Annotated in this window: 10 protein-coding genes; 2 read left to right on the top strand and 8 right to left on the bottom strand. The window is 64.4% G+C overall.

Features of this window, described 5'->3' with window-relative positions:
* Positions 1-198: 198 nt before the first annotated feature.
* The 4 genes from Q0K02_RS07530 to Q0K02_RS07515 form a co-directional block, all read right to left on the bottom strand.
* Entirely contained in the window at positions 199-501 is a 303-nt protein-coding gene (locus Q0K02_RS07530; RefSeq protein ID WP_294486889.1) for a hypothetical protein, read from the bottom strand.
* Positions 498-962, bottom strand: coding sequence for an HMA2 domain-containing protein (locus tag Q0K02_RS07525; RefSeq protein ID WP_294486886.1), 465 nt, complete (start codon positions 960-962; stop codon positions 498-500). Before Q0K02_RS07525 ends, Q0K02_RS07530 begins: the two co-directional genes overlap by 4 nt.
* Before the next feature lies 1 nt (position 963).
* Positions 964-3,030: a heavy metal translocating P-type ATPase gene (locus Q0K02_RS07520; RefSeq protein ID WP_294486883.1), complete on the bottom strand. Its 2,067-nt coding sequence runs from the start codon at positions 3,028-3,030 to the stop codon at positions 964-966.
* Between the two features lie 105 nt (positions 3,031-3,135).
* Positions 3,136-3,384 (bottom strand): DUF6110 family protein, encoded by a 249-nt coding sequence (locus Q0K02_RS07515; protein WP_294486880.1) that lies wholly within the window; start codon positions 3,382-3,384, stop codon positions 3,136-3,138.
* A 959-nt stretch (positions 3,385-4,343) separates the two neighbouring features.
* Here Q0K02_RS07515 and Q0K02_RS07510 point away from each other — a divergent pair.
* On the top strand, positions 4,344-6,281 hold the full coding sequence (locus tag Q0K02_RS07510) for an NAD(P)/FAD-dependent oxidoreductase (protein WP_294486878.1): 1,938 nt from the start codon (positions 4,344-4,346) through the stop codon (positions 6,279-6,281).
* Positions 6,282-6,508: 227 nt separating this feature from the next.
* Here the strand turns inward: Q0K02_RS07510 and Q0K02_RS07505 are convergent, their stop codons facing one another.
* The 3 genes from Q0K02_RS07505 to bioB are packed head-to-tail and all read right to left on the bottom strand — an operon-like array spanning position 6,509 to position 10,904.
* Positions 6,509-7,846: a sodium:solute symporter family protein gene (locus Q0K02_RS07505; protein WP_294486875.1), complete on the bottom strand. Its 1,338-nt coding sequence runs from the start codon at positions 7,844-7,846 to the stop codon at positions 6,509-6,511.
* Complete coding sequence (bioA, locus tag Q0K02_RS07500; protein WP_294486872.1) at positions 7,840-9,930, bottom strand: adenosylmethionine--8-amino-7-oxononanoate transaminase; 2,091 nt, start codon at positions 9,928-9,930, stop codon at positions 7,840-7,842. The genes Q0K02_RS07505 and bioA overlap by 7 nt, the downstream gene beginning before the upstream one ends.
* On the bottom strand, positions 9,927-10,904 hold the full coding sequence (bioB, locus tag Q0K02_RS07495) for a biotin synthase BioB (RefSeq protein ID WP_294486869.1): 978 nt from the start codon (positions 10,902-10,904) through the stop codon (positions 9,927-9,929). The genes bioA and bioB overlap by 4 nt, the downstream gene beginning before the upstream one ends.
* 116 nt (positions 10,905-11,020) lie before the next feature.
* Here bioB and Q0K02_RS07490 point away from each other — a divergent pair, with 116 nt between their 5' ends.
* On the top strand, positions 11,021-11,815 hold the full coding sequence (locus Q0K02_RS07490) for a biotin--[acetyl-CoA-carboxylase] ligase (protein ID WP_294486866.1): 795 nt from the start codon (positions 11,021-11,023) through the stop codon (positions 11,813-11,815).
* Between the two features lie 425 nt (positions 11,816-12,240).
* Here the strand turns inward: Q0K02_RS07490 and Q0K02_RS07485 are convergent, their stop codons facing one another.
* Positions 12,241-13,422 carry a phosphoglycerate kinase gene (locus tag Q0K02_RS07485; RefSeq protein ID WP_294486863.1) on the bottom strand — a complete coding sequence of 394 codons (1,182 nt, stop codon included), beginning with the start codon at positions 13,420-13,422 and terminating at the stop codon, positions 12,241-12,243.
* Between the last annotated feature and the right edge of the window lie 5 nt (positions 13,423-13,427).

The raw sequence follows: 13,427 nt of genomic DNA, 5'->3' as shown, positions 1-13,427 counted from the left end.
CCGCAGGCCCGTCCCAAAGAAGCCCGCCGCCCGCCAAACGGCAGACGCCGACCTTCTCCGGACTCCGCCGCAAAAAACGCCCCGCAGGCCCGGGGCAAGAGTTGTTGCCGCTTCGCCCGTCCCTCTTCCCTTCGTCCGGCCGAAAAAAAAGGAGCCGAAGCCTCGCTCCGACTCCCGACGCGCGTTCTGCACGCCTGTTCAATGTTGATCCGCGTCGCTGCTGCGAGTCCCGGCACGCTCGTCGACGTCAGGCGACGTTTCCAGCCCGGCCGAGCGCAGCAGCGAACGGAAGAACACTCCCGCAGCTTCGCCGCCCCGTTCGGCATACCACGCGGGCGGATGCGGCAGAAGCAGCATGGCCGCGATCAGCGCCAGGGCCAGCACCGCAAGCGCCTGCACGAGCACGGCAAGCGCCATGCACAGGATGCCCAGCGCCAGCGCTCCGCACCATGCGGCGGCAAGCCACCGCCCCGCCCGACGCACGCCTTCGCGCCACGTCACGGCCGCTGCCACAGCGCCCTGCGGTGCGCGGCCAGATGCTGAACACTCGCCGCGGCGAATATCGTTCCGGCCACGCGGTGCATGCCGCCCATGCCCGCAGCCGCACCCACGAGCGAAGCCAGAAGCGAGACGAAAAGCACCTTGTCCACCATGCGCGTGGCCCGGCGGCTCAGCAGCCTGTCCACACAGCGGGCCGACGACGCCTGCTTCTGATCCGCGTCCGGCAGCAGGGCCGCCGCCTGTTCGGCCAGCTCCATCAGCTTGTCCCGGGACAGAATCTCCGGATCGTAAAAAATCAGCAGCGATCCGGTCACCGGATTCACGCTCGCCTTCGTCACGCCTTCCACACCGGACACGACGGCGGCCGCCATGTCGGCCGTGGCGGCTTGCTTCAGCGCAGGATGACGCAGACGCACGCGCCCTTCAACGGCGCTCACAACGCAATCGGAAACGGAAATCATGTCATTCCCCCTTGGGCAGCGCCGGACGCATGGCGTTCAGCGACACGCCCAGCGTGGTCAGATTATGAAGCACCGCCGACGCTCCCGGTTGAAGCAGTCCGGACAGTCCTCCGAACAGAAACGCGGTATTCAGCACCATGGTGGTCAGGAAGTTGAAGTGAATGCGCTTCATCGCGCCCCGGCCGAGCTCAAGCGCCGTGACAAGTTCCCTGAGCGAGCCGCCCATGAGCACCACGTCGGCCACCTCGCGGGCCAGATCCGAGCCGTCGCGCAACGTCACGCCCACGTCGGCCGAGGACAGCGCCGGAGAATCGTTGATACCGTCGCCGATCATGAGCACCACGCGCCCCTCGCTTCTGAGCTCCTGCACGACGCGGGCCTTGTCTTCCGGCAACACCTGCGCGCGAAATTCCGTGATGCCGAGCCTGCCGGCCACGGCGGAAGCCGTGCGGACGTCGTCGCCGGTGAGCATGAGCACGTGCTTCACGCCCATGCCGCGAAGCTTTTCCACCAGCGCCGCGCTCTCCGGCCGGAGCGGATCCTCCATGGCAATGAGTCCTGCAAGACGCCCGTCCAGGGCAAGGTAGAGCAGCGAATATCCCTCGCGGGAAAGGTCCTCCACCACGGCGTCCATGGAAGAGACGTCCACGCCTTCGTCCTGCGAAAGGTAGTGACGGCTGCCGAGCAGCACGCGCTTGCCCCGCCACTGCGAAGCAATGCCATGCGCCACCACGTATTCCACTTCGGTGTGCTCTTCCTCGTGGCGCAGATTCCGCCGCTCGGCGCCGTGCACCACCGCGCGCGCCACAGGATGCGGAAAATGTTCCTCAAGACAGGCCGAAAGCCGGAGCACGAAGTCCTCGTCATAGCCTTCCGCCGGAATGACCCGGGCCACCTCCGGCCGCGACTGCGTCAGCGTGCCCGTCTTGTCGAACACCACGGTGTCCACGGAAGAGAGCGCTTCAAGAAAACGTCCGCCCTTGACCATGACCTTGTGCTTCACGCCTTCGTCCATGGCCGCCAGAATGGCGAGCGGCGTAGCCAGACGAAGCGCGCAGGAGTAATCCACAAGCAGCACGGACGAAGCGCGTGTAAGGCTTCGCGTACACAGCCACACCAGCGCGGCCAGACCGAACGTGAAGGGCACGGCCTTGTCCGCCAGTTTCTCAAAGCGCCCCTGAATGCCCGCCTTCATCTGCTCGGACTGCTCAATGAAACGCACGATCTGCTGCATGCGGGTGTCCTTGCCCAGGCTCGTGGGCCGGACGTGAATTTCGCCCGCCTCCACCACGGTTCCCGCATACACCGACGCTCCGCGGGAGCGCAGAACGCCCATCGGCTCGCCCGTCATGGAGGACTCGTTCACGGAAGCGGTTCCGCCTTCCACCACGCCGTCCACGGGAACTGCGGAACCTGCGCGCACCACCACAAGATCGCTTTCCCGAAGCTCCCCGAAGGGAATGAGCTCTTCCGCGCCGCTTCTCTTCACCCATACCCTGTCCGCCTGGAGCGCCAGGTGCGAGGCCAGATTCTCCAGCGACTTCTTCTGCGTGTAGCGCTCCAGCGCGTCGCCGAAGCCGAGCAGCAGCGTGAGAAGCCCCACGGTGCTGAAGTCGCGGCGAAGCAGGGAAACGGCTATGGCCGCGCCGTCGAGGGCGTCCACGTCGAGCCTTCCGTGCGCCAGCGAAGAGAGGCAGCGGCGAAGAAACGGCAGCGCCCGGGAAAAGGCCGAAACCATGTTCACGGCCACGGGCAGCAGCGGCCGCAGGCAAAGATAATGGAAAAAAGGAAACAGACTGGGCTTCTCTCCGCGCGCAGGCGCAGGCGCGGGAACGCGCCTCTCCTGCTCTCTGCCTGCGCCGAAGAGCAGCGCGGACGCCCGGTCGAACACGCTTTCGTTGTTGTAGAGCAGAAGCACGCTTCCGGTGCGCGGATTGACGCGCACGCCCTCCACGCCTTCAAGAGCGTCCAGCCTGTCGGCCAGCGTCTCGGCCGTGCGCATGCCGAACGGCGCGTCGCTGCGAAGACGCGCCCTCCCCGGAATGCGATGGACCAACACAAAATTCATGGCATCTCCCGAATACGCCGGCAAGGCGCATGCCGCCGGTCAAAAAAGAACCCGGCCCGCAAAAGAGCGTCCGGGTCGAAAAGCCGCCAGCGCGGCCCGCCGAAACTACGCTTCTTCGCTGCGGGCCTTGCGCTGCTCGGAAACCGCCTGCGCTTCGGCCACCACATCCTCCACGTTTTCGCGCACGGTCTCGGCGCGGGCCATCACGGCGTCGCGCAGATCAAGGCCGCGGCTCACAAGCTCGGCGGCAAAAGGCTTGAGATCCAGCTTGCCGCGGCTCACCGCCACCGCACCAATGGCTCCAAGAGCCGCGCCGCCCAGAAAAAACAGACCGTACTTGAGATTCTCGTTCATACCTTATCCTCCTCAAATGCAGGAGAGCCCTGCGCTTTTTCCTGAATGCGCCCCGACGCCGTCGGCCATCCCTTGCAACCATTCCACCGGCAAAGGGCGATGACGGAACTATATTGAAATGGATTTTCACTGTCAATATTATAGAAAAAGAATTTCATTATCATTCGCAGGGAAACTTTCTCCGCGAGGGAGAAAATGAACGTTTCTGCTGAGTTCCACTGCCTGAAAGCGCTCTCTTTGCGCCGAAGAACGACGCCGCCGAGCCTATGCGCCCATAAAAGCGCTGCCTGAAAAGCCGCCCGCGCGGCCCAAGCGCCGCAAAAAAATCAGAGACGCCTGTCCGAACGAAACGACCCGAAACGCTGCACAGGCTTCTACGCTCCTCCCGCAACCGCAGAGCGCAACCTGCCGGTAGTGCCTTGCCGCCCCGCCCTTCCGCCTGCCGACCGCTTCGCTGACGCAAAACTCCCTTGTCCGTCTTCATCTATTCGGCCAGCCCAAGCAGTTGTGCCTGCCTCGCATTCCGCACCAATCCTCCCGCGCGCTGAGCTTCCACAGCCGGCCTCTGCCTCCCGTCGCCCCATCTGAACGCCGCCGCACTCGTCGTCAGCGCCGCCGTTCTTTTTCTGATGCGCCTCTCGGCAGGCCTCGACTGCCCACGCCCCCTCGCTAAGCCGACGCACTTACCCGCCTGCCCCTTCGCCCATCACTTCCCTTTGCCCCCTCAAGCACGCTCTTTCCCCCTTCTCGCGGGAGCTTTTCGGGCGGTTCCGCCGTCTCTCCCGACGAAAAACTTTCCTTGCCCCCTCGCTCCGTTCTTTTGCGCACCAAGACTTTTCGCACTCCGTTCGGCACGGCGGTCATGTGCAACGCCATCGAACATTCCGAAGACGTTTTCGACTTTACAGCACAGCCTTTTCATGCGATGGATAATAGAAAAACTTTTTTCTGGAGAACGTATGACGAGAAAATTTCCGCATCTGAGTTCCCCCATCACTCTCGGCAGAGTCACCTTCCGCAACCGCATGTTTGCCGCGCCCACCGGCGCCACCGACATCACCTGGGACTGCTGCGCCGGACCGGGGAGCCGCGCCTTCTACGAAAACAGGGCTAAGGGCGGCAGCGCCAACGTCACCGTGAGCGAGCTTGTCGTACATCCGGCCACGGACGCCTCCCACATGCTGCATCTTGAACTGCAGACGCCGGGCTCGCTGGCGAGCTTCACCATGATGGCCGACGCCATACGCCGTCACGGTGCGATTCCCAGCGTGGAGCTTTCCCATTCCGGCCAGTACGCGGGCACCTATCTCGTGGACAAGGAAAAAAAGGCGTCGCTCTCCCAGTACGGTCCCTGCGACGGCGTGCGCCCCGACGGTCGCCCGGTCAAGGCCCTCACCAAAGAACAGATTGCCGACATCGTGGCCTCCTACGGGGAAAAAGCCGCCCTCGCCAAGCGCGCCGGCTTTGAAATGGTCATGATCCACGCCGGGCACGGATGGCTCATCAATCAGTTTCTCTCCCCCTATTTCAACAAACGCGACGACGAATACGGCGGCAGTCTGGAAGGACGCGCCCGCCTTCTGCTCGAAGTGGTGGCCAGCGTGCGCGCCGCCGTCGGTCCCGGCTTCCCCATTGAAGTGCGCATGAGCGGCTCCGAACTCTTCGAGGGCGGCTACACGCTGGAAGACGGCGTGGAAATAGCCAAACTGCTCGACGGCAAGGTCGATCTCATTCACGTGTCGGCGGGCTCCTATCAGTTCGGCTTCTTCGACACGCATCCGCCCATGTTCTCCGAACACGGCTGCAACGTGTATCTCGCCGCCGAAATCAAGAAACACGTGTCCACGCCCGTGGCCACCATCGGCGCGCTGAACGATCCCGCCCAGATGGAGGACATCATTGCCTCCGGCAAGGCCGACGTGGTGGAAATGGCCCGCGCCCTCATCGCCGATCCCGAACTGCCCTCCAAGGTCATGGAAGGCCGCGACGACGAAATAGTACGCTGCCTGCGCTGTTTCGTGTGCATGGCCGAACGTCCCACCACGGGCACGCGCCGCTGCACGGTGAATCCGCAGATAGGCCGCGAACAGGATCCGCCCGCGCTGCCCGCCCGCCGCGCGAAGAAGGTGCTGGTGGCCGGCGGCGGCTGCGGCGGCATGAAGGCCGCCATTGCCGCAGCTCAGCGCGGCCATCACGTCATTCTGTGCGAAAAGGAAGCCGAGCTCGGCGGCATTCTCAAGAGCGAACAGGCCATTCCCTTCAAGCACGAAATGTATCAGCTCGGCCTCACGCTCGCCCGTCAGATGGAACTTGAGGGCGTGGAAGTGCGCCTGAACACCACGGTCACGGCCGATTACGTGGAAAAGGAAGGCGCGGACGCGCTCATCATCGCCATCGGCTCCGAACCCATCATTCCTCCGCTGCCCGGCATGGACGGCAAGAACGTCATCGTGGTGAACGACTACTACCTGCGCAAACATGAATGCGCAAACTCCGTGGTCGTGCTCGGCGGCGGCCTTGCGGGCTGCGAATGCGCCATTCATCTGGCTCAGGAAGGCAAGAAGGTCACGCTGGTGGAAATGCGGCCCGAAGTGGCTCCCGACGCCAACATCCGGCATCGCCCCATTCTGCTGCGCAAGCTGAAGGAACTTGTGGACGTGCGCACCGGATGCACCGGCCTTGCCGTGAAGGAAAACGGCCTGCTCGTGCGCGACGCCGAAGGCAAGGAAATGCTGCTGCCCGCCGAAACGGTCATCTGCGCCGTGGGTCAGCGCTCCCGCAAGTACGCCGATCTCGTTGACGCCGCGCCCGTCGTGCGCGTCATCGGCGACGCCGTGCGTCCCTCCACCATCACCACCGCCGTGTATCAGGGCTATCACGCCGGACTCGACGTGTAAAAAACGCCGCCGGACTCCGGCGCGCGTCCCGGCCCGGCCGGAAAGCTTCCGCACCGGACTGTTATTGCCGGGCGCACGAAAACACGCCAAAGACAAAAGGCCGTCGGACGAACTCCGACGGCCTTTTTTGACGAGTGCCATTTGCTCCGCTCTCCGGGCGTACTCCGGGAGCCCACTCTACGCCGTTGATGAAAGGTGCAGGCTCCGCTCGCCCGAGCCTTCGGCGGCTATGAAATCTGCATGTTCCCCGCCGAAGATCGCGGAGCCGTCCGCACGAAGCGCCCGAGCAGCATGGCCGCCACGGCGAACGCCATGCCCGCGTAGCCGAACATTTCCTGTCCGCTCACGGCGCAGGCCAGACCGCCCGCGCCGCCCATCATCATGGACGCCAGCGCCGCCCGCGGATGCACGGCTCCCCGCTTCATGAGCATGGCCGCAAACACGGGAACCGCCACGCCGCACACATACATGTCGTTGGCCATGAGCAGAAGATCGAGAATGCCGTGCCCCTGCGCGGAAAGCAGCAGACCGCCCGCGCCGAAGAGCAGCGTGACCAGACGGCAGAGCTTCACGTCGCGCCGACCGAGAAGATCGTTGCACAGCACCGTGGAAGCCGTCACGAGGCAGGAGTCCGCCGACGAGAGCACGGCGGAAAGCAGCGCCACCATGAGGCACATGCCCACCCACGACGGCAGAAGACGCATGGCCGCGGCAAGCACGTCGTCGGGAGCCGTTCCCGCAGGCACGAAGTTCCGGCAGAGCACGCCGAGCGCCACAATAACCGCCGAGGCGCCCAGCAGCATGAACACGGCAAGCCAGCAGCCGCGCAGCGCGCTCGCGCCGCTTTTCGCGCTCAAAATGCGCCCGAACAGCATGGGGCACACAAGATAGCTGCCGCCCATGATGATCATGAAATACGAGAATTTTTCCAACGTGAAGTCGTCATTGACGATTTCCAGCCGCAGCGATTCCAGCGGCGCAGGATTGTGCCCCCAGAGCCAGAACAGCGCCGCCAGAATGCCCGCAAGCAGCAGCACGCACTGCGGGCCGTCGCTGCGGATGACGGACGCCTGCCCGCCTAGGCAGGAATAGGCCACGATCACCGCCGCGCCGACCACAAGGGCCCATTCCGGCGGCATGCCCGTGAGCGCTGCGGCAAGCTTGCCCATGGCCGTGAACTGCGCCGCCAGTATGGCCAGCCACGCCGGCATGATGATGAGGGAAGAGAGCGTGCGCGCCTGCGGACTGATCCATGCGGCCACGATTTCCGGCATGGTGTACGCTTCCGACTCGCGCACCTTGCGGGCAATGAAAAGCGTGAGCAGCGCCAGACCGCAGGCCCCGGAGCCCAGCCACCAGAAGGCGGGTGCGCCCACCTGCCAGGCAAGTCCCGCCATGCCTATGGTGGCGGAACCGCCGATGCAGGACGCCGCCAGAGAAAAGCCCGTGCGCCACGCGCCCGAGGAGCGGCTGTTGACGAAAAAGGCCGACGAGCCGCGCGAATGACGGGCGTCCAGCACGCCGAGCGCGAGCAGCAGCGCGGAGTAAAGGCAGAATATCAGCACGAATACGGTCTCCCGTTGTTGTCCAAAGCGGGCGAGCCTCCGTGAACGGCGGCGGAAGTGACCGCGTCGCAGACGGCTCCGGCCAGAAGATGAAGTTCCTCGTCGGAAACGACGAACGGAGGCATGACGTACACGGTGCGCCCGAACGGACGTATCCACACGCCCCGCGAAACGAAATACTTCTGCCAGGCCTCCACATCCACGGCCTGTTCCATTTCCACCACGCCGATGGCTCCGAGCACGCGCACGTCGCACACGCCGGGCGCGTTGCGGCACGGGGCAAGATTCTGTTCCAGCGTCTGCTGAATGTGCAGAACGCGCTCCCGCCAGGGAGAGGAACACAGCTCGTCGAGGCCGGCGCAGGCGGCGGCGCAGGCCAGCGGATTGCCCATGAACGTGGGCCCGTGCATGAACACTCCGCCCCCGTGCGCCGCGTCGGCGCCGGAAATGCCCTCGGCCACGCGCCTTGTGGCCGCCACGGCGGAAAGCGTCATCATGCCGCCGGTCAGCGCCTTGCCCACGCACATGACGTCGGGCGAGACGCCCGCATGATCGCAGGCGAACATGCGCCCCGTGCGGCCGAAGCCCGTGGCTATTTCGTCGGCAAGCAGCAGCACGTCGAGCTCGTCGCAGAGCGCGCGCAGATCCCGCAGGTACGATGGATGATAGAACCACATGCCCCCGGCTCCCTGCACCACAGGCTCGACCACCACGGCGGCCGTTTCCCCGGCATGGGCCCGCAGCATGCGTTCCATGGGCGCAAAGCTCGCAGGATCATAGGGAGCGTCGAAACGGCACGTCGGCCGCTCCACGAAAAGCTGCCGGGGAAGAACGCCGGAAAAAAGCGAATGCATGCCCGTTATCGGATCGCACAGCGACATGGCCCCCAGCGTGTCGCCGTGATACGCGCCCCGCAGCGCCACAAAACGGCTCTTTTTCTCTCGTCCGAGAGAGCGCCAGTACTGCACGGCCATCTTCATGGCCACTTCCACGGCCACGGAGCCGGAATCGGCAAAAAAGATGTGTTCCAGCCCTGCCGGAAGCAGCGACAGCAAACGTCTGCCGAGCTCCACCGCCGGTTCGTGCGTGAGCCCCCCGAACATGACGTGCGAAAGTACGGCCGCCTGCCTCTGCACGGCGCGCACCAGACGCCTGTTGCCGTAGCCGTGTACCCGGCACCACCACGACGACATGCCGTCCACCAGACTCGCACCGCCCTGCAGAAAAAGCCGCGCGCCCGACGCGCCCGTCACTTCGAGCGCCGGCAGAGGACGCATGGCCGACGTGTACGGATGCCACAAATGCGCCCGGTCGAAGGCGAGCAGTTCCTCATGACGACGCGCGTCGTCCGGCTCTTCGGCAAGACGCCGGGCAGCCCCGGCGAGCCGGTCGGCCAGCGCGTCCCAGAACTGCTCATCCTGCGGGGAAACGTCCGCCAGATAGGGAACGTCCGCGAGAAGCGGCACGCCGCGTCTTTTTCCTTCCCGGGCGAGGCTCTCCACGTTGTCGCTGAGAATGAGCGCCTCGGCCTCCGCGCCCGTGCCCGCATCCGCCTGATCGGGCGGCGCGGTGCGGCAGAGCACCATGCCCGCCGCCGTGAGACCGGCCTGTTCCAGCGCGTCCAGCGTAAGCACGGCGTGATTGAGACATCCCAGCCGGTTGGCCACCACCAAAAGCACCGGAAAGCGCAGTTCCCGCATGAGATCGAGCATGCTTTCCTCTTCGTTCAGAGGAACGTGCAGCCCTCCCGCGCCCTCAAACAGCGTCACGCCTTCCGCGCCGACGCTCTTCCGGCACTCGGCTGCCAATGACGCCGCGCTCAGCGTTGCCCCCTCCAGTCGCGCGGCAAGGTGCGGCGAACAGGGAACCCGGAACAGAGAAATGGCTCTTCCCTCCCCTCCGGCCCGTTTCCAGACCGCCACGTCGGGAGCTTCCAGACCGTCCGGCCCCTCGACGCAGCCCGTCTGCACAGGCTTCACGGCCCGCGCCGGAACGCCCGCCCGGGCAAAGGCCCGAAGCAGACCCGCCGTGATCGTGGTCTTGCCCGCGTCGGTATCCGTACCCGTGACGAAAAACGCGCTCACGACTTCACTCCCAGCGTGCGCATCATGGAAAGATCGGCTTCAAAGGCCGCGCCCGACGTGGTGAGATAATCGCCGATCATCATGCCGTTCGCGCCCGCCGCGTACAGCCAGCTCTGCCACGCGCCGAGCACGTGACCTCGGCCTCCGGCAATGAGCAGATCCTTGTCGGGATTCATGACGCGGAAAAGCGCAATGGCGCGCAGCGCCTCCTCGGGCGCAAGACGCGGCATGTGTTCGAGCCTCGTGCCCGCAATGGCGTTCAGAAAGTTCAGCGGAATGGAATCCACATCCAGTTCCGCGAGCGTGCAGGCGAGCTCCACCCGCTGTTCCAGGCTCTCGCCGAGCCCGATGATGCCCCCGGAACACACTTCCAGCCCCGCCTCCCGGGCGACGCGCAGACTCTGCACGTCTTCCGCGTAGGCGTGCGTGGTGCAGATGTTCGGAAAATAGCTCTCCGCCGTTTCCAGATTGTGATGATAGCGCGTGACGCCCGCCTCGCGATAGCACACGGCGCGCTCCTTCGTGAGCATGCCGAGCGAGCCGCACACGCTCATGCCCGTTTCCCGGACAATGCGCTCCACCGCGCGGCACATGGGCTCCACGTCGGCCTCGCCGAGCATGGTTCCGCTCACCACGATGCCGAAACGCCGAGTTCCGTGCGCCGCAGCCTCCGCCGCCTTGCGCAAAAGCGTCTCCTCGTCCATAAAAGGATAGACAGGAGCGCCCGTTTCATGATGTGCTGATTGTGCGCAGAAGGCGCAGTTTTCCGGGCAACGGCCGGATTTGGCGTTGATGATGCCGCAGTTGAAAAACGACGGAGCGCGCGCGGCGCGCACCACCCCGGCCACGGACAGCATGTCCGTGGTGCAGGAGGCGGGAAGATGAATGAATTCCTCCGCTTCGCGGCGGGACAGCAGGGGACCTTTCCCGTCCCCGGCAAGACGATGAAGGATGGCGGACAGAAGAGTATGCATAATCTTTTCCTGATAACGGTAAGGGATGTCCTCTTTTTTATCCGCATGCCGTTTAATGTCAACTTAAATAAAATAATTTTTGGTTGACAATTGACGTTTCACCACGGGAGAAGGCCATGACGCGAGATGAAATTCCCATGCGTGACCGCATTCTGGACAGTCTTGTGCAGAACGGACAGGAACACTGGATTTCCGGAGAGTCGCTTTCACGCTCTCTCGGCATCAGTCGGGCCGCGGTGAGCAAGCATGTGATGGGACTGCGCGAGGAAGGGCACATCATAGAATCGGTGCCGCGGCGGGGCTATCGACTCATTTCCCGGGCGGATCCGTGGGCGGGCAGCGACGTGCGCGAAGGGCTCAACACCAACGTGCTGGGAAAAAAGGACTGGCTGTGGCTCAAGGAAACGGACTCCACCAATCAGGTGGCCGCGCTGGAGGCCATGAACGGCGCGGAAGAAGGCGTGGTCGTGGTGGCGCGACGCCAGAACGAGGGAAGAGGCAGCAACGGTCACCGCTGGCTGAATCTGCCGGGAAGCCTGACGTTTTCCGTCATTGCCAGGCCGCGCATTTCACCGGAAAAGCTGGGCTGGCTGCCCCGTCTGGCCATGGAAGCCGTGGAACGCGCGGTGAAGAAAAGCTGCGGGCTCGAGCTGGAGCAGCGAGCGCCCAACGATCTTTTCTTCAACAACCGCAAGGTGGTGGGCATACTGGTGGAAAGCATGTTTCACAACACCGATCTGCAGTGGGCCGTGGTGGGCATAGGCGTGAACGTCAACGTGCCGGCGGAAGCCATTCCCAAGGAACTTGCGGGCATCGCCTCATCCCTGTACGCGGAAACCGGCACGGCCTTCAGCGTGGCGAATCTGCTCCGGCATCTTCTGGAAGAGCTGGAAAACGTGCTCAATCTGTGAGACCGGCGGGAGCGCAGCGCGTTGCCCGCGCCTTTGCCGCGTCTCGCCCCGCCGCCCCGCGCATTTTCACCCCGCAAGGTCTCAGTTTCGCTCGATCTCGGCTCCGAATAGTCTCCGCCCGTGCAGTCTCAAGAGGCGAGGGCTCAAATCCACGCGGCCCGCTCTGCGCATCGGTCGGCCTGCCGAATTTCAGTTTCGCGCAGGCCCAGATCCGCGCATCGGCCGACCTGTACATCGCCGCGCCTCGCAAGTTCTGCTTCGTGCAAGGCTCAGCTTCGAGCCTTCTCCTTGCCGACGCTCTCCGCCCTGCTCTCTCCTGCCGCATCGCCGCGCCTTCCAACGCAAAAGGCCGTCTTCCTTTCGGAAAACGGCCTTTTTTATGCGTCGCGAAGAGCGTCCTCCCCGCGAATAGTTGCAGGATGCGCCTACTTCTTCGAGGCGGCGTCGGCAAGGGCGGCCACGGCGGGCAGGGTCTTGCCTTCGAGCACTTCGAGGAACGCGCCGCCGCCGGTGGACAGATAGCCCATCTTGGAGGCCACGCCGAAGGATTCCACAGCGGCCACGGTGTCGCCGCCGCACACCAGGGTGTAGGCCTTGGAGTCGGCAAGAATGTCGGCAAGAGCGCGGCTGCCCTTGTCGAAGGGCACGGTTTCAAACGCGCCCACGGGGCCGTTCCACACGATGGTGCGGGCGTCGGCAAGAATCTTGGCGTAGGCCTTCACGGTCTCTTCGCCGATGTCGAAGGCGCAGTCTTCGGCGGAAAGTTCGGAAACCTTCTTGGTCACGGCTTCGGAAGCGCGTTCAAAGCTCGGGGCCACCACCACGTCGGTGGGCAGGGGCAGCAGCACGTTGCGTTCCTTGGCCATGTCGATGAGGCGCTTGGCTTCGGGAATGAGATCCTTTTCCACGAGGGAGGAGCCCATATTGCAACCCGCGGCTTCCAGGAAGGTGTTGGCAATGCCGCCGCCCACGATGAGGCCGTCCACATGCTTGAGCAGGTTTTCGAGCACGGTGAGCTTGGTGGACACCTTGGAACCGCCGATGATGGCGAACAGCGGGCGTTCAGGGTTATCGAGCAGCTTGGTGGCGGCTTCCATTTCGGCGAACATGAGCGGTCCGGCCACGGCCACGGCGGCCTTGCGCAGCGCGCCTTCGGTAGAGGCCTGAGCACGATGGGCCGCGCCGAACGCGTCCATCACGTAGATGTCGCCCATGGCGGCGTACTTGGCGGCCAGCTCTTCGCTGTTCTTCTTTTCGCCCTTGAAGAAGCGCACGTTCTCGCACAGCACCACCTGACCGGGCTTGCATTCCACGCCCTTCAGCGGTTCGGCGCAGAATTCCACGGGCATGCCGAGCAGCTTGCCCATGTGGGCGGCCACGGGACGCAGAGAGAACTGTTCTTCAAACACGCCCTCGGTGGGGCGGCCCAGATGCGCAAGCAGAATGACGCCCGCGCCCGCGTCCAGGGCCTTCTTGATGGTGGGCAGCACGGCGCGGATGCGCTTGTCGCTGGTGATGACGCCGTCATGGATGGGAACATTCACGTCCACGCGCATGACAACGCGCTTGCCCTTCATGTCCACATCGTTCATGGTCAGTGCTTTCATCGGTT

It is taken from the genome of uncultured Mailhella sp., from assembly GCF_944324995.1.
Lineage (GTDB): Bacteria > Desulfobacterota > Desulfovibrionia > Desulfovibrionales > Desulfovibrionaceae > Mailhella.
Note: the sequence above shows the minus strand (reverse complement) of the source record. Positions and strands in the feature narration are given on the sequence as shown.

What these genes read in the sequence shown, in the direction of transcription:
- Q0K02_RS07525 (WP_294486886.1), bottom strand. Translation starts at nt 962, where the DNA reads ATGATTTCCGTTTCCGATTGCGTTGTGAGCGCCGTTGAAGGGCGCGTG.
- Q0K02_RS07520 (WP_294486883.1), bottom strand. Translation starts at nt 3,030, where the DNA reads ATGAATTTTGTGTTGGTCCATCGCATTCCGGGGAGGGCGCGTCTTCGC.
- Q0K02_RS07515 (WP_294486880.1), bottom strand. Translation starts at nt 3,384, where the DNA reads ATGAACGAGAATCTCAAGTACGGTCTGTTTTTTCTGGGCGGCGCGGCT.
- Q0K02_RS07510 (WP_294486878.1), top strand. Translation starts at nt 4,344, where the DNA reads ATGACGAGAAAATTTCCGCATCTGAGTTCCCCCATCACTCTCGGCAGA.
- bioB (WP_294486869.1), bottom strand. Translation starts at nt 10,904, where the DNA reads ATGCATACTCTTCTGTCCGCCATCCTTCATCGTCTTGCCGGGGACGGG.
- Q0K02_RS07490 (WP_294486866.1), top strand. Translation starts at nt 11,021, where the DNA reads ATGACGCGAGATGAAATTCCCATGCGTGACCGCATTCTGGACAGTCTT.
- Q0K02_RS07485 (WP_294486863.1), bottom strand. Translation starts at nt 13,422, where the DNA reads ATGAAAGCACTGACCATGAACGATGTGGACATGAAGGGCAAGCGCGTT.